General features: G+C 64.4%; 13 protein-coding genes. 9 read left to right on the forward strand and 4 right to left on the reverse strand.

Annotation, left to right across the window (positions count from 1 at the left end):
- Positions 1–70: 70 nt before the first annotated feature.
- From QX039_RS00910 to QX039_RS00950, 9 genes are all read left to right on the forward strand, one after another.
- Positions 71–2,260 carry a hybrid sensor histidine kinase/response regulator gene (locus QX039_RS00910; RefSeq protein WP_315770893.1) on the forward strand — a complete coding sequence of 730 codons (2,190 nt, stop codon included), beginning with the start codon at positions 71–73 and terminating at the stop codon, positions 2,258–2,260.
- Entirely contained in the window at positions 2,257–2,619 is a 363-nt protein-coding gene (locus QX039_RS00915) for an Hpt domain-containing protein (RefSeq protein ID WP_315770895.1), read from the forward strand. The genes QX039_RS00910 and QX039_RS00915 overlap by 4 nt, the downstream gene beginning before the upstream one ends.
- Before the next feature lie 165 nt (positions 2,620–2,784).
- Entirely contained in the window at positions 2,785–3,558 is a 774-nt protein-coding gene (locus QX039_RS00920; RefSeq protein ID WP_315714499.1) for a motility protein A, read from the forward strand.
- Positions 3,559–3,594: 36 nt separating this feature from the next.
- Entirely contained in the window at positions 3,595–4,425 is an 831-nt protein-coding gene (locus QX039_RS00925) for a flagellar motor protein MotB (RefSeq protein ID WP_315739667.1), read from the forward strand.
- Between the two features lie 279 nt (positions 4,426–4,704).
- Positions 4,705–6,603, forward strand: coding sequence for a potassium transporter Kup (locus QX039_RS00930; protein ID WP_315770897.1), 1,899 nt, complete (start codon positions 4,705–4,707; stop codon positions 6,601–6,603).
- Between the two features lie 151 nt (positions 6,604–6,754).
- A complete protein-coding gene (locus tag QX039_RS00935) occupies positions 6,755–8,677 on the forward strand; it encodes a potassium transporter Kup (protein ID WP_315770898.1) in 1,923 nt (640 codons plus the stop codon).
- Positions 8,678–8,785: 108 nt separating this feature from the next.
- Positions 8,786–9,115, forward strand: a complete 330-nt coding sequence (locus QX039_RS00940; protein WP_315739670.1) for a rhodanese-like domain-containing protein — start codon at positions 8,786–8,788, stop codon at positions 9,113–9,115.
- Between the two features lie 9 nt (positions 9,116–9,124).
- Positions 9,125–10,288: an aminotransferase gene (locus QX039_RS00945; RefSeq protein ID WP_315770900.1), complete on the forward strand. Its 1,164-nt coding sequence runs from the start codon at positions 9,125–9,127 to the stop codon at positions 10,286–10,288.
- Positions 10,289–10,300: 12 nt separating this feature from the next.
- The gene (locus tag QX039_RS00950; protein WP_315770902.1) at positions 10,301–11,407 is read left to right on the forward strand and encodes a polyamine ABC transporter substrate-binding protein; all 1,107 of its coding nucleotides are present in this window, start codon (positions 10,301–10,303) and stop codon (positions 11,405–11,407) included.
- 148 nt (positions 11,408–11,555) lie between these two features.
- Here QX039_RS00950 and fabF read toward each other — a convergent pair whose 3' ends face one another.
- The 4 genes from fabF to QX039_RS00970 all read right to left on the reverse strand — a co-directional run bounded on the left by fabF (position 11,556) and on the right by QX039_RS00970 (position 15,300).
- Positions 11,556–12,818, reverse strand: coding sequence for a beta-ketoacyl-ACP synthase II (gene fabF / locus QX039_RS00955; protein ID WP_315770904.1), 1,263 nt, complete (start codon positions 12,816–12,818; stop codon positions 11,556–11,558).
- Between the two features lie 13 nt (positions 12,819–12,831).
- Positions 12,832–13,347 carry a helix-turn-helix domain-containing protein gene (locus QX039_RS00960; RefSeq protein ID WP_315739674.1) on the reverse strand — a complete coding sequence of 172 codons (516 nt, stop codon included), beginning with the start codon at positions 13,345–13,347 and terminating at the stop codon, positions 12,832–12,834.
- 483 nt (positions 13,348–13,830) lie between these two features.
- Positions 13,831–14,208 (reverse strand): VOC family protein, encoded by a 378-nt coding sequence (locus tag QX039_RS00965; protein ID WP_315739675.1) that lies wholly within the window; start codon positions 14,206–14,208, stop codon positions 13,831–13,833.
- A 159-nt stretch (positions 14,209–14,367) separates the two neighbouring features.
- Positions 14,368–15,300 (reverse strand): lipid A biosynthesis lauroyl acyltransferase, encoded by a 933-nt coding sequence (locus tag QX039_RS00970; RefSeq protein ID WP_315739676.1) that lies wholly within the window; start codon positions 15,298–15,300, stop codon positions 14,368–14,370.
- Positions 15,301–15,305: the final 5 nt, after the last annotated feature.

Consider the following 15,305-nt stretch of genomic DNA (forward strand, 5'->3'; position numbering starts at 1 on the left):
GATTTTATCCATCAAGCTTTACCAGATGGCCAGCCTGTCCCGATAGGCATGTCGCCCGAGGGCGAAGGACATGCGCAGGCTGATATCGAAATCGAGGCCGTTGTTCGGGCGGCTCGACCGGACCGTCGACAAGATGGTTCGGCTGATCGGACATTTCGGCAGCGCCGCGATCGGCCTTTCGGCGATCGCCCTGGTGTGGGCCGGCATCTTCTACACGGTCTCCGAAGAGTATACTCGCACCGAGCAGTCGGCGCTGAAGAACGGCGCCAACCTGGCCCGCGCGTTCGAGGAGCAGATCATCCGCTCGATCCGCGCGGCAGATCAGACCTTGCTCTACGTCCGCGACTCCTATGCCAGGGACCCGCACAACTTCGACATGTCGCTATGGTCGAAGAACAGCCAGTTCCTGTCCGACTTCTCGTTTCAGGTCGTCGTGATCGGAAAGGACGGCATCATGCTGTCCAGCAACATCGATCCGAAGATGCGCGGCCTCGACCTGCGCGACCGCGAGCACTTCCGCGTTCATGCCGACGGCAAGGATGATTTTCTCTTCATCAGCAAGCCGATCTTCGGCCGCGTCTCCAACAAATGGTCGATCCAGCTGACCCGCCGCATCATCATGCCGGACGGTTCGTTCGGCGGCGTCGTCGTGGTCTCGCTCGATCCCGAATATCTGTCGAGCTTCTATAATTCGGTCGATCTCGGCAAGAAGGGCAATGTCACGCTCCTCGGTCTCGACGGCATCGTGCGCGCACGGGCCTCGGCCGGCCCGGGGGGCGTGGGATCCTCGCTCGCCGGCAGCCCGGTGATGAGCGCCATTCAGCACAGAAGCAACGGCTTCTACACCTTCAAGAGTCTGATCGACGGCGTCACGCGCATCTACTCGTTCCAGCGCATCAAGGATCTGCCGCTGGTGGTCATCGTCGGTCAGGCCTCCGAGGAGATCTTCAGCGCCTTCAAGCTCAACCGCGATCGTGATCTGCTGGTCGGGGCGTTGCTGACGGTGGTCATCGGCATCATCACGATCCTGATTGCGCGCTATCAGGCGGGGCTTGCCGCCTCACGCGACGCCGCCGAGGCAGGTACGCGGGCGCGCTCCGAATTCCTGGCGATGATGAGCCATGAGATCCGCACGCCGATGAACGGCGTCATCGGCCTTGCCGATCTCTTGCTGTCGGCGGACCTCGGGCCGGAGCAGCGCAAGATCGCGACGACCTTGCGCGAGTCGGCCGACTACCTGTTACAGCTGCTCAACGACGTCCTCGATTTCTCCAAGCTCGATGCCGATCGTCTGGAGATCGAGCACATCGAGTTCGACCTGCACCGGTCGGTGACGGCGACCGCCGAACTGCTGGTGTCCCGCGCCAAGGAAAAGGGTCTGCAGCTGACCACCTCGATCGCGCCGGAAGTGCCGAGCTACGTGGTCGGCGATCCCGCGCGATTGCGCCAGGTGCTGTTCAACTTGGTCGGCAATGCGCTCAAATTCACCGAATCGGGCGGCGTCCATGTCGATGTCCGTGCCGAGAACCTTGCCGGGCCGAACCTGACGCTGGTGTTCTCGGTGGCCGATACCGGCGTCGGCATTCCCGCAGACGCCGTCAGCCGGCTGTTCAAGCAGTTCTCGCAGGTCGACAATTCCATCTCGCGCCGCTTCGGCGGCACCGGTCTGGGGCTCGCGATCTGCAAGCGCCTCGTCACCTGCATGGGCGGCGACATCAAGGTGCAGAGCAAGGTGGGCGAGGGCAGCACCTTCACCTTCTCGATCCAGGTTCAGCCGCAGCCGGACGTCGAGCAGGTCAGCGCGCACGAAGCGACCATCGCGCCGGTCGGCGAGACGATCGCCGAGGAACGTCCGGCCAGCCTCGAGCCGCTGAAGATTCTCGTTGCCGAGGACAATCTGACCAATCAGTTCGTCGTCAAGAAGCTCCTGGACAAGCTCGGTCACCGCTACGACATCGTCGAGAACGGAACGCAGGCGATCGCGGCCGTGCAGAGGCAGAGCTACGATCTCGTGCTGATGGACATGATGATGCCCGAGATGGACGGGCTCACGGCGACGCGGATGATCCGCTCGCTGCCGCCGCCCGCCCAGGACATCTACGTTATTGCCCTGACGGCCAACGCCACCAGCCAGGATCATCTGGCGTGCACGGAGGCCGGCATGAACGACTTCGTGACCAAGCCGGTCACGCGCGATCGACTGAATGCCGCTCTGCTTCGCGCGGTCGCTGCTACACACAAGGAAAGGCTCTTCGCATGACCGACTTGGTGCAATTCGACGAATCCGTCTATCAGACCCTGGTCTCCGAGCTCGGCGAGGAGGATGCGCTGGAAGTCCTGCGCACGTTCCTCGACGATACCTCGGGAAAGTTCGGCACGCTTGCCGCCAAGTTCGAGGATCGCCTCGAACTGAGGCGCGAGGCGCATTCGATCAAGAGTTCGTCGGCGACGTTCGGTTTTTCGGCGCTGTCGCGCCTGTCGCGCGAACTCGAGGTCGGATCGTCGACGATGGAGCCGGCGCAGATGCTGGAGATGATCCACAAGATGCAGCGATCATTCGATCAGTCAGCCGTCTTCGCCGCGGCTAACCTGCTCAAGTCCGGAGCGTCAGCCGCTTGAGCGAGGTCGGCGTGGTCTGCGGCGCTGCTGTTTACCTTTCATTATGCCTACCGAATTCAGTAACTCGTCCTTAATGGCGGACATTTAGGGTCGTGACACGCGGTCCAGAAGCACCGCGTCGGTCCGGCAGGGTCCGTGGTTTGCGTACGCGGGTGGAGTTGACTCATGGATATTATGACGAGTGCGGGGCTCGTGGCTGGCGTGATCGTCATCGCGACGATGATGCTGCTGGGCGGCGATCTCGAGATGTTCGTCAGCGAGCACGCCGCAATCATCATCTTCGGCGGTTCGATCGCAGCCACCATGATTCGCTTCCCGCTGGGCGTCATGCTGCACGGCGTTCCGCTTGGAATGAAGTACGCTTTCACCATGAGCCGCCTGTCGGCCCGCGAGCTCGTCGACGAGCTCGCCCGCATTGCCGAGATCGCGCGCAAGCAGGGCCCGGTCGGCCTGGAAAAGGTCGAGACCGACGAGCCGTTCCTCGCCAAGGGAATCCGCTACGTGGCCGACGGCTACGATCTCGAATTCATCCGCGACAATCTCGAGCGCGACCGCGACAATTTCCTGATGCACCTGGACGAAGGCAGCAAGATCTATCGCGCCATCGGCGACTGCGCCCCGGCGTTCGGCATGGTCGGCACGCTGATCGGCATGGTGCAGATGTTCGCCAACATGACCGACCCCTCGAAGCTCGGCCCGTTCATGGCGACCGCGCTGCTCGCGACTCTGTACGGCGCGTTGGTGTCGAACCTGATCTGTCTGCCGATCGCCGACAAGCTGCATGGCAAGCTGCTGGACGAGGAAACCAACCGGACGCTGATCATCGACGGAATCCTGATGATCCGTGACTCCAAGAGCCCGGCCCTGGTCCGCGAAATGCTCCTGGCCTATCTGCCCGAGAAGCATCGCCACGCCGAAGGCGAGCCCGTGCCGGCCTGATCGGCTGCGGCGGGGCGATCCGGGGTGGGGTAGGCAATGGCAAAGAAGAAGAGGGGCGATGCGCATGGCGGCGGTCACGGCTGGTTCGTGACCTTTGCCGACCTGATGGGACTTCTGGTCAGCTTCTTCGTGATGCTGGTCGCGTTCTCCACCATGGACAACAACAAGCTGAAAGTCGTCGCAGGCTCGATGCGCGACGCCTTCGGCGTGCAGTCCGAGTCGCGCTATTCGGGCATCGTGGAATCCGACGGCCTGCCGACCCGGCCGAAGCTCAAGAACGCCGCCCACATCTCGCCGGAGGAGACCGCGCGCGAGCCGAGCCCCGAGCAGGAGGAGCGCCAGCATACCAATGGCGCCAAGCTGAAGATCGATCGCCAGTTCGCGCTGGCGTCCGCCTCGCTGCGTCAGGCGCTGCAGGACATGCCGGAGATGACCGAGATCTCCAAGCACATCATGTTCGAAGAGACCAAGCAGGGGCTCAACTTGGAGATCGTCGACCAGGACGGGCGTTCGATGTTCGCGGATGGCTCGAAGGTGCCCTTCGACCGCACGCGACGACTGATCGAGAAGCTGGCCGCGCCGCTGAAGGCGACGCCGCTTCGGGTCCAGATCACCGGGCACACGGCCGCCGGCTTCGTTCCCGCCCGCAGCGATTATGGCGGTTTCGACCTGTCGGCGGATCGCGCCAACGCGGTGCGGCAGATCCTGGAGCGGGAAGGGCTGCCGGCGAGCCACATCTACGCGGTCTCCGGCAAGGCGGACACCCAGCCACTGTTCCCGGACGACCCCTCACTGGCCGCCAACCGCCGCGTGACGATCACCCTGATGCGGGAAGACCCGCCATTGCCGCCCGATTTGAAGCCCTAGCCGGGACGCTTCGCTTCCCGCATCATATTGCCGCATCGCGGCTTGCGAACGGCAACGAAGAGCATCGGCAGGCACTTGATTCGCCCGAGGCAGATCCGACATCTGCCTCAGGATGCTTGGGCTGAAGGCACTTTCCGCGATGCGGCATGCGATATCGGCGTCAGCCGTGCCGTTTGGTTGCGGCCTGGGAACATCGGTCTGCTTACGGTAGAGGCTTGACCTGCGAACGGTCTGCGTTCACACGCGCCGGGCCAGACAGGAAGATGCGTTCCAAGCAACATGACGGCCAGCGCGACATCGACCGAAGGACAGGACACCGCGAGCACGTCGGGGTTCTGGGGGCTGACGCTAGGCAGCATCGGCGTGGTGTTCGGCGACATCGGCACCTCGCCCCTCTACGCCTTTCGCGAGGCTGCGCACGGCGCTGCTCAGGGGCAGCCGGTGTCGCGGATCATCGTGCTCGGCGTGCTTTCCCTGATCCTCTGGTCGCTGTTCATCGTGGTGACGGCCAAATACGTGCTGCTGCTGCTCCGTGCCGATAACAATGGCGAGGGCGGAACGCTGTCGCTGATGGCGCTGGGACAGCGCGCCCTGGGCCGGCGCAGCCTGTTCCTGATGTCGCTGGGCGTGATCGGCGCGTCGATGTTCATCGGCGATTCGATGATCACGCCCGCGATCTCGGTGTTGTCGGCGGTCGAGGGCCTCAAGCTCGCGGCGCCCGCGCTCGAGCACTACGTCGTGCCGCTGACCGTGTTCATCCTGGTCGTGCTGTTCGCGGTCCAGAGCAAGGGGACGGCGCGCGTCGCCTCCGCGTTCGGCCCGGTCATGATCACATGGTTCACCAGCCTCGCCGTGATGGGAATCGTCCACATCAGCGACGACCCCTCCGTGCTTGCGGCCATCAATCCCTATTACGCGGTGCAGTTCCTGCTCTCGCATGGCACGATCGGCCTGATCACCCTGGGCGCGGTGTTCCTCGCGGTCACCGGCGGCGAGGCGCTCTATGCGGATCTCGGTCATTTCGGCCGCAGGCCGATCCAGTCGGCTTGGCTGTTCTTCGTGCTACCGGCGCTGCTGATCAACTATTTCGGGCAGGGCGCCCTGGTGCTGTCCGATCCCGCCGCGATCGAGAATTCGTTCTACCGGATGGTGCCTGAACTGTTGCTGCTGCCGCTGGTGGTGCTGGCGACCGCCGCGACCGTCATCGCGAGCCAGGCCGTGATCACCGGTGCCTATTCGCTGGTCGGCCAGGCGGTCCAGCTCGGCCTGCTGCCGCGTTTCGAGGTCCGCTATACGTCCGAGAGCCATGCCGGCCAGATCTATCTGCCGCGCGTCAACCGGTTGCTGCTGATCGGCGTGCTGCTACTGGTTCTGCTGTTCCGGACCTCGAGCAATCTGGCCTCCGCCTACGGCATCGCGGTGTCCACCACCATGGTGGCCGACGGCATCATGGGCTTCGTGGTGATCTGGAAGCTGTGGAACTTGCGTGCGGCCGTGGCGGCGGCCGTGATCGCTCCCTTCGTCATCGTCGACATGACCTTCTTCAGCGCCAATCTGCTGAAGCTCCTCGAAGGAGCCTGGGTTCCGCTGCTGTTCGGTGCGGCGATGGTCGTGACGATCTGGACTTGGCGGCGTGGCTCGGCGATTTTGGTGCTCAAGACGCGCAAGATCGAGGTTCCGCTGGACGACCTGATCACCAGCCTGGAGAAGAGGCCTCCTCACATCGTCAAGGGCACGGCGGTGTTTCTCACCAGCGATCCGACCTCCGTGCCGACGGCCCTGTTGCACAATCTCAAGCACAACAAGGTGCTGCACGAGCACAATGTGATCCTGACCATCGAGACCGCGCAGACGCCGCGGGTCGATGTGTCGGAGCGCGTGCGCATGGAGAAGATCAGCGAGAAGTTTTCCAAGGTGCGGCTGCGCTTCGGGTTCATGGAATCCCCGAACGTGCCGCGCGCGCTGGCGGTGGCGCGCAAGCTCGGCTGGCAGTTCGACATCATGTCGACGTCGTTCTTCGTCTCGCGCCGCTCGTTGAAGCCATCGTCCCAATCGGGCATGCCGACCTGGCAGGACCATCTCTTCATTGGCCTGAGCCGGTCGGCCAATGACGCCACGGACTACTTCCAGATTCCGACGGGCCGGGTCGTCGAAGTGGGTACCCAGGTAACGATTTAATCGATTGATCTTCCCTGGCGGCTCATGCATGCTTAATTGCATGGCTGAAGCGCATTCTCTTCAGGTCCATAGCAGCGCTCTGCCGCTATAAGCCGCGCGCTCTGCCGCGTTGTGCAGTGAAGCATTAACGAGTCCTCGAGGGGGCTACCCCATGACAGTCGACGTCGCAGCTACGCCCGCGGAAGCGCCGGCGACCAACGGGCATGGCAACGCCCATTCCACGGCCAGCTTCGCGGCGCTGACACTGGGAAGCATCGGTGTCGTCTATGGCGACATCGGCACCAGCCCGCTCTACGCGTTGCGTGAAGCGGTCATGGCTGCGAGCAGCGGCGGCGAACCTGCGCCTCACGCCGTGATGGGGGTGATCTCGCTCATCCTGTGGGCTCTCATCGTCGTCGTAACCCTCAAATACGTCGTGATCCTGCTGCGCGCCGACAACCACGGCGAGGGCGGAACGCTGGCGCTGATGGCGCTCGCCCAGCGCGCGGTCACGCGCGGCGCCAGCGTCATCGTTCTGCTCGGCATCATCTCGGGCGCGCTGTTCTATGGCGATGCGGTGATCACGCCGGCCCTGTCCGTGCTGTCGGCGATCGAGGGCATCAAGCTGGTGACGGCGGCGTTCGATCCCTACGTCGTGCCGCTCACGGTCATCATCCTGGTCATGCTGTTCGCGGTCCAGGTGCGCGGCACGGCCAAGGTGGCAGCGTTCTTCGGCCCGATCATGCTGATCTGGTTCGTGGTGATCGGGATCGCGGCGCTGCCGCCGATCCTGCACCATCCGGAGGTGCTGTGGGCGATCAACCCGCTGTATGCCGTGTCGTTCATGCTGCATCACGGCATCATCGGCTTCATCACGCTCGGCGCCGTCTTCCTGGCCGTGACCGGCGCCGAGGCGCTGTATGCCGACCTCGGCCATTTCGGCAAACGTCCGATCCAGACCGCCTGGCTGTTCATCGTGCTGCCGTCGCTGGCGCTCAATTATCTGGGGCAGGGGGCGCTGGTGATCGCCGATGCCAAGGCGATCGAGAATCCCTTCTTCCTGATGTTCCCGGACTGGGCGCTGATCCCGATGGTCGGGCTGGCCACCGCCGCGACCGTGATCGCGAGCCAAGCCGTCATCACCGGCGCCTATTCGCTGACGCGGCAGGCGATCCAGCTCGGCCTGCTGCCGCGCTTCGAGATCCGCCACACCTCCGAGGCGCATTCGGGGCAGATCTACATTCCGCGCATCAACAAGCTGCTGCTGATCTCGGTCATGCTGCTGGTGCTGATGTTCAAGTCGTCGAGCGCACTGGCCTCGGCCTACGGCATCTCGGTCACCGGCACGATGGTCGTCACCGCGATGATGGGCTTCGTCGTGATCTGGAAGGTCTGGCGCTGGTCGCCGTTCGCGGCGGCCGCGCTGATCGCGCCGTTCCTCTTCCTGGACCTGACCTTCCTGGCGGCGAACCTCCTGAAGGTGCTCGAAGGCGGCTGGGTGCCGCTGGCGCTGGGCGGCTTCGTGATGACGCTGATGTACACGTGGCGGCGCGGCAGCCGGCTCTTGTTCGACAAGTCGCGCAAGCTCGAGTTCCCGCTCGCCGATCTCGTTGCGATGCTCGAGAAACGTCCGCCGCAGCGGGTGGCGGGAACGGCCGTGTTCCTGACCAGCGATCCCTTGAGCGCGCCAACCGCGCTGATGCACAGCCTCAAGCACTACAAGGTGCTGCACGAGAAGAACGTGATCCTGACCATCGAGACCGCGCCGACGCCGCGCATCGATCCGTCCGAACGCGTTCGCCTCGAGCAGATCAGTCCGACTTTCTCCAAGGTGACGTTGCGCTTCGGCTTCATGGAATCGCCCAACGTGCCGCGCGCGCTGGCGATCGCGCGCAAGCTCGGCTGGCAGTTCGACATCATGTCGACCTCGTTCTTCCTGTCGCGCCGCGCGCTGAAGCCGGCTGCGCATTCGGGCATGCCGCGCTGGCAGGATCACCTGTTCATCTCGATGAGCCGCTCCGCCAACGATGCGACCGACTATTTTCAGATCCCGAGCGGACGGGTGGTGGAGGTCGGCACCCAGGTCACGATCTGAGCTCTGGACCCGCCGCGCCAGTGTGCCGAAGCGCTTGATTTTCGTAACGTCTAGGGTGAGTTTGGCGGCCGGATCAGGGTCGGTACGGCCCTGCTGAAGGCTTGGAGGATGGGCGTGGCTGTTGTGCACGATTTGACCCCGCAGGACGTGGCCCAGGGGATCGCGGAAGGGCGAATTCTTCTGGTTGACGTGCGAGAGCCGAACGAAGTTGCTGCGGAAGCCTATCCCCACGGCGTCGTCGTTCCGCTGTCGGGCTTCGACCCGAAGCTGATCCCGGATCCCCAAGGCAAGGATGTCGTGTTCGCCTGCCGCTCCGGCAAGCGCTCGGTGACGGCCTCGCTGGCGGCGCAGGCCGCCGGTCTGCCCTACGACAAGCATCTCCAGGGGGGCATGCTCGGCTGGAAGGCGGCCGGCCTGCCGACCAGGACCGGCGGCTGACAGGCGATCATGATCTCGCAGAACAAGGTCTTCGCCGACCTGCCCGTCACCATTTTCGAGCAGATGTCGCAGCTCGCGCGCGACAACAACGCGATCAATCTGGGGCAGGGCTTTCCCGACGATCCGGGCCCGGAGGATATCCGCCGCGCGGCGGCCGACGCCGTCCTCAACGGCTACAACCAGTATCCGTCGATGATGGGCCTGCCCGAGCTGCGCCAGGCCATCGCGGCCCACTACCGGCACTGGCACAAGCTCGATCTCGACCCGATGAGCGAGGTCATGGTCACCTCCGGCGGCACTGAGGCGCTGACGTCGGCGATCCTGTCGGTGGTGGAGCCTGGCGACGAGGTGATCTGCTTCCAGCCGGTCTATGATTCATACTTGCCGATCATCCGCCAGGCCGGCGGCATTCCGCGCCTCGTCCGGCTCGAGCCGCCGCATTGGCGGCTCTCGGAGGAGATGCTGCGGCAGGCGTTCTCGCCGAAGACCAAGGCGGTGCTTTTCAACAACCCGCTCAATCCGGCCGCCGTGGTCTATCCGCGCGAGGACCTCGAGCTGTTGGCGCGCTTCTGCCAGGAGTTCGATGCGGTCGCGATCTGCGACGAGGTCTGGGAGCACGTGGTGTTCGACGGCCGTGCGCACATTCCGCTGATCACGATTCCCGGCATGCGCGACCGCACCATCAAGGTCGGCTCGGCAGGAAAGATCTTCTCGTTGACGGGCTGGAAGATCGGCTTCGTCTGCGCTGCGCCGCATCTGTTGCGCGTCGCCGCCAAGGTGCATCAATTCCTGACCTTCACGACCGCGCCGAACCTGCAGGTCGCGGTCGCCTACGGGCTCGGCAAGCCGGACGACTATTTCGTCAATATGCGCAGCGAGCTCGCGCGCAGCCGCGACCGGCTCACGGCCGGTCTCGAAAGCCTGGGGTTTCCCGTGCTGAAGGCGCAGGGGACCTACTTCCTGACCGTCGACCTTTCGCCGCTCGGCCTCAACGAGACCGACGAGCAGTTCTGCCGGCGCATCGTCCACGACTACAAGGTGGCCGCCATCCCGGTGTCGGCGTTCTACGAGACGGATGCCGTGACCTCCGTCGTGCGGTTCTGCTTCGCCAAGAAGGACGCAACCCTGGATACGGCGCTGGAGCGCCTCTCGGACGCCATCCACCGGCGCTAGGAGACAAGAGTGATGACGCGCGGCTGCATGGGTTCGGCTCTGGCGCTGGCTGTCGCGGCGTTGACGCTTTCCGTACCGGCGGGGCGCGCGGAGGAGCGCGTCGTCAACTTCTACAACTGGTCGAACTACATGGCGCCAGGTGTCCTTGACGACTTCACCAAGGAGACCGGCATCAAGGTCGTCTACGACACGTTCGACGCCAACGAGACCCTGGAGACGCGGCTGCTCGCCGGCAAATCCGGCTACGACGTCGTGGTTCCGACCGCGTATTTCCTGCAGCGCCAGATCAAGGCCAGGATCTTCCAGCCGCTCGACAAGGCGAAGCTGCCGAACCTCGCCAATGCCTGGCCTGTCGTGACCGAGCGTCTCGCCACCTACGACCCCGGCAATCAGTTCGCGGCCAACTACATGTGGGGTACGACCGGGATCGGCTACAACGTCAAGGCGGTCGAGAAGATCCTGGGTCCCGGCGCGCGGATCGACAGCTGGGACATGGTGTTCAAGCCGGAGAACCTCGCCAAGTTCAAGGATTGCGGCGTCCACATGCTGGATTCCGCCGACGACATCTTTCCGGCGGCGCTCAACTTCCTCGGTCTCGATCCGAACTCGACCAAGCAGGCCGACCTGGAGAAGGCGGGCGACGTGGTCGGCAAGGTCGCACCATCGGTGCGCAAGTTTCATTCGTCGGAGTATCTGAGCGCGCTCGCCACCGGCGAGATCTGCCTGGTGGTCGGCTGGTCGGGCGACATCATGCAGGCGAGGAGCCGGGCCGAGGAAGCGAAGAACGGCGTCGAGATCGGCTATGCCATTCCGAAAGAGGGCGCGCAGATGTTCTTCGACAATTTTGCGATTCCCGCCGACGCCCCGCACGTAGCTGAGGCGTATGCGCTGATCAACTACCTCTACCGCCCCGAGATCGCCGCCAGGAACTCGGACTTCCTGTCCTATGCCAACGGCAACCTGGCCAGCCAGAAGCTGATCGACCCGAAGATCCTCGGCGACAAGAACATCTATCCGGACGAGGCGATGCTGAAGAAGCTGTTCGTCATCACCGCCCGCGATCCGGCCACGCAGCGGATCATCAACCGGTTGTGGACCAAGGTGAAGACGGGGCGGTGACGCGACACCTGGTGTCCGAGACGATTGTCTCTGGATGACAACATCGCGCAACAGTCAGCAGCATGGCGAAGCGTAAAGGATGGCTCGAGCCCGTAGGCGCGTGGGCGCGTACGGGATCGTCGATGCGGTTGAACCTGACTCGAAAGGGTCACGACCAGCGCTGGAAAACGATGCTGGCGTTGACTCCGCCGAAGCCAAAGCCGTTCGAGATCGCACGGTCCATTCTCATTGATCTCGGTTCACCGCGGACCAGGTCCACACTGTCGGCCGCGGCGTCGGGCGTGGTGATATTGCGGGTCGGCGGCGCGATCTGATCGCGCAGAGCCAGAACGGTGAAGATCGATTCAAGCCCACCGGCTGCTCCGAGCAGATGGCCGGTCGATGATTTTGTCGCGCTCACGGCAATGCGCCTGTCGCACCCGAACACCGCCTTGATCGCTTCGAGCTCGCTGCGATCGCCCGATGGCGTGGAGGTCGAGTGAGCGTTCAGATGCTGCACGTCGCCCGGTTCGAGCCCGGCCTGTCGCAGCGCAGCCTCCATTGCGCGACGCGCGCCTTCGCCGTCCTCGGGCCCGGACGTGATGTGAAAGGCGTCGCTGGTTGTGCCATAGCCGACGATCTCGGCGATTGGCGACGCCCCGCGTGCAAGCGCATGCTCCAACTCCTCGATCACCAGGACGCCGGCGCCTTCCCCCATGACGAAGCCGTCGCGGTCTCGATCGAACGGCCGGGACGCGAGGTCCGGCGTGTCATTGAAGCGGGTCGATAGCGCCCGAGCCGCGGCGAAACCTCCCAAGCTGACGAGGTCGATGCAGGCCTCCGTGCCGCCACACACCGCAACGTCAGCTTCGCCCGATCGGATCAGGCGTGCTCCATCGCCGATCGCCTGTACGCCCGCTGCGCATGCGGTAACCGGCGTTCCTATGGGCCCCTTGAAGCCAAACCGGATGCTGACATGACCCGCTGCGAGATTGGGCAGGAATGATGGTACTGTGAAAGGCGACAGCCGTTGCACGCCTCGCTGCTCGGTGGTCCTGACCGCCTCGACGATAGCCGGAAAACCGCCGATGCCGGACGCGATGATCGTGGCGGTTCGTCCGGCCGCGTGTGCATCAGCGGGCGCCCATCCGGCCTGGGCGATCGCCTCGGCGGCAGCCGCCAAGGCGAAAATGATGAACCGGTCCATCCTGCGCTGGTCCTTTGGCGATGCGGCAAGGTCGGCATCGAAGCCACCCTCGGCATCCTCGCGCTTGCTGGGCACGATCCCGGCAACTTTGGCCGGCAAGGCTGCAGCCCATTCGGGTAGCGCGCGGAGTCCCGACCGGCCGGACAGCAGACGCGCCCACGCAAGTTCAACGCCGCATCCCAAAGGGGACACGACACCCAATCCCGTCACGACAATCCGACGCATGCTGCTCTCCTAGCTAGTCTGGCGAGGAAGACGTCTCCGGGCGCATTGCTCTGATCGAGGCGAGACGCTTGCGCATGCCTGCGCTTGCTCGCGGACCAGGGAGAAGCACCGCGTTCGTCGGCGTGATCGGCGTCTTGCTGCAGGCATCCACCACGACCGGATCGAACGTGCGTGCGCTGTTGCGATCAGCCATGACAATCGATTTGCCCTCGGGGGCGAGGTGCCTGTTTCCCCACGCGAACATCGCCACCACGACCGGGAAGAAGTCTTGGCCCTTGGGGGTGAGAACATATTCGTATCGGGGCGGGTGTTCGTTATAGAGCCGCCGTTCGAACATGCCCGTATCGGTGAGATGCGCGAGGCGACGCGACAGGATGTTGGACGCGATACCCAGGCTGTCCTGAAATTCGTCGAAGCGAGTGAGTCCCTGGAACGCGTCGCGCAAGATCAGAATGCTCCACCACTCGCCGACGCACTCGACCGCCCGGGCGGCGGGACATTCCGCAGATTTGAATTTCTTCGGCTGCATACCGCCACCATGCCCGAGTAACTTGCTAATTGCAAGTCACAGGCCAGAGCCGTGCCCGCACGCTGGTGCCGGGCGCTTCACACGCGCGACCATGACGGTCGGACAGCGCGGTTCGTCGCTCCCGGCGACTGAGGGGTTCGTCTGCAGGAGGGGTGGACGGCACTTCAGCGAGCTGGCGGCGTCTCGCGCGAGTGATGCGCCGCTTTGATGGCGTCGGCGCGGCCAGACGACCGCGTAGCCGTCACCGGCCGCGCCGAGATCCATTTAGATCAGCGTTTGGAATGACGGGGTCGTCGAGCTTGACCAGGTCTGGACGAAAGCCCTCTTGGCGGTCCGCTGTCGCGCGGCGTCCATCTTTTGCGCTGACTGGTGCGCGACCTGATCAGGCCCAACGGGCGTGTCCCAGTCGATCGTCAGCCCCGCGCTTTCATCGACCGGAACCGCCCGGCAATGGGCGATCCCCGCCGTTGGCAACCTCTCGGATCACCCCAACCGATGCATGGCGCAGAGCTTGTTGCCGTCGAGGTCGCGCAAGTAGGCGAGGTAAAGCTTGCCCGTCGAACCTTCGCGGATGCCGGGCGGATTTTCGCAGGTGGTGCCGCCGGCTTCCAGGCCCGCTGCATGCCACGCGTCAGCCTGTTCGGGCGAGCTGCAGGCAAAGCCGATGGTGCCGCCATTGGCAGGGGTCGCGGGCTGGCCGTTGATCGGCTTTGACACCGAGAAGATGCCGGTCGGCGTGATGTAGAAGATGCGGTGGCCGTCGACCCTGGCCGGGCGCACGCCCAGCGTCCCCAGCAGCTTGTCGTAGAAGGCCTTGGCCTTGTCGAGGTCGTTGGTGCCGATCATCACATGCGAAAACATTCGCGCTTATCCTCCCTGGAGCTTCCGAACAGCTATCGGATAGGTGGCCAAGGTAGCGGCCGTTGGTGCAAGAGGTAAGGGTTTTGTTCGGATGGGCCGATCGACGGAATGGGATGCTGCGGACCGGCTTCCTCGTGGTGGAATTTGGTGCGGCGCCGACTACCGCCAGCGCCGGTGCAGCCAAAGCCACTGCTCCGGATATTCGCGGATCCAGCCCTCGACGACGTCGGTGACCGCCTGCGTCGTGCCCTGGATGTCGATCTGACCGTCGGCCGTCCGCACCGGCTTCACTTCCTCCGACACTTCGGCGCGGAAGCGATTGCCGGGAAGGCGGATGATGCGGACGCCGTGCACGGGGCATTCGACCTGGCGTAACAGGCGAGCCAGCATCGGATTGGCGCGGGTCTTGCGGCCGAAGAAGGTGACCTCGACGCCACCGGTCAGATACTGATCGACCAGCATGGCAACGTGCTGGCCGTTCTTGAGCGCCTGTGCCAGCCGCAGCGGCGCGTCGCGGCCGGCCGGGACCAGTGTGCCCATCTTGACCTGCCGAATCTCCTGGATGATGCGGTCGGCGGCGGCGATGTTGGGTCGGCGATAAAGGATGGCCGTATCGAGCTTATGGGCGACCGCCGCCAGCGCCGGCATCTCCCAATTGGCGAGATGGCTGGCAAAGATCAGGGCCGGCTTGCCGTCGAGACGGAGCTGATGAAACAGCTCATGGGTGCGCGGCGACAGCTCGATCCGGCTGAGCTCGGGATGCGCCTCGTCGTAATCCCAGATCTTGTCGAGATGGGCGAACTCGGCGCCGACGCGGCCGAGATTGTCCCACACGCCGGCGAGGATCTTCTCGATCTCCGCGGGCGATTTCTCCGGGAAGGCCGCGGTGAGATTGTCGCGACCGATGCGCTGCTCGCGCAGGCGTGGCCCGATCATCTGCGCGATGCGCGCGAAGCGGTCGGCCGTCTTCTGCGGGTCGAAATAGCGCGTGGTCCTGAGCATGCCGACCGTCAGCGCGCCGACGGCGGAAGCCCCGGCCGACTTCACGACTCGGCGGATCACGAGCTTGGTCCGGAGTGGCAGGAGACTCATCGATG

Origin of the sequence: Bradyrhizobium sp. SZCCHNR1043 (genome assembly GCF_032489675.1) — a bacterium.
In the GTDB taxonomy this organism is placed as follows: Bacteria; Pseudomonadota; Alphaproteobacteria; order Rhizobiales; family Xanthobacteraceae; genus Bradyrhizobium.

Bases quoted from the DNA above. Each gene is read 5' to 3' on its own strand.
- QX039_RS00910 (WP_315770893.1), top strand. From the start codon at position 71: ATGCGCAGGCTGATATCGAAATCGAGGCCGTTGTTCGGGCGGCTCGAC.
- QX039_RS00915 (WP_315770895.1), top strand. From the start codon at position 2,257: ATGACCGACTTGGTGCAATTCGACGAATCCGTCTATCAGACCCTGGTC.
- QX039_RS00920 (WP_315714499.1), top strand. From the start codon at position 2,785: ATGGATATTATGACGAGTGCGGGGCTCGTGGCTGGCGTGATCGTCATC.
- QX039_RS00925 (WP_315739667.1), top strand. From the start codon at position 3,595: ATGGCAAAGAAGAAGAGGGGCGATGCGCATGGCGGCGGTCACGGCTGG.
- QX039_RS00930 (WP_315770897.1), top strand. From the start codon at position 4,705: ATGACGGCCAGCGCGACATCGACCGAAGGACAGGACACCGCGAGCACG.
- QX039_RS00935 (WP_315770898.1), top strand. From the start codon at position 6,755: ATGACAGTCGACGTCGCAGCTACGCCCGCGGAAGCGCCGGCGACCAAC.
- QX039_RS00940 (WP_315739670.1), top strand. From the start codon at position 8,786: ATGGGCGTGGCTGTTGTGCACGATTTGACCCCGCAGGACGTGGCCCAG.
- QX039_RS00945 (WP_315770900.1), top strand. From the start codon at position 9,125: ATGATCTCGCAGAACAAGGTCTTCGCCGACCTGCCCGTCACCATTTTC.
- QX039_RS00950 (WP_315770902.1), top strand. From the start codon at position 10,301: ATGACGCGCGGCTGCATGGGTTCGGCTCTGGCGCTGGCTGTCGCGGCG.
- fabF (WP_315770904.1), bottom strand. From the start codon at position 12,818: ATGCGTCGGATTGTCGTGACGGGATTGGGTGTCGTGTCCCCTTTGGGA.
- QX039_RS00960 (WP_315739674.1), bottom strand. From the start codon at position 13,347: ATGCAGCCGAAGAAATTCAAATCTGCGGAATGTCCCGCCGCCCGGGCG.
- QX039_RS00965 (WP_315739675.1), bottom strand. From the start codon at position 14,208: ATGTTTTCGCATGTGATGATCGGCACCAACGACCTCGACAAGGCCAAG.
- QX039_RS00970 (WP_315739676.1), bottom strand. From the start codon at position 15,300: ATGAGTCTCCTGCCACTCCGGACCAAGCTCGTGATCCGCCGAGTCGTG.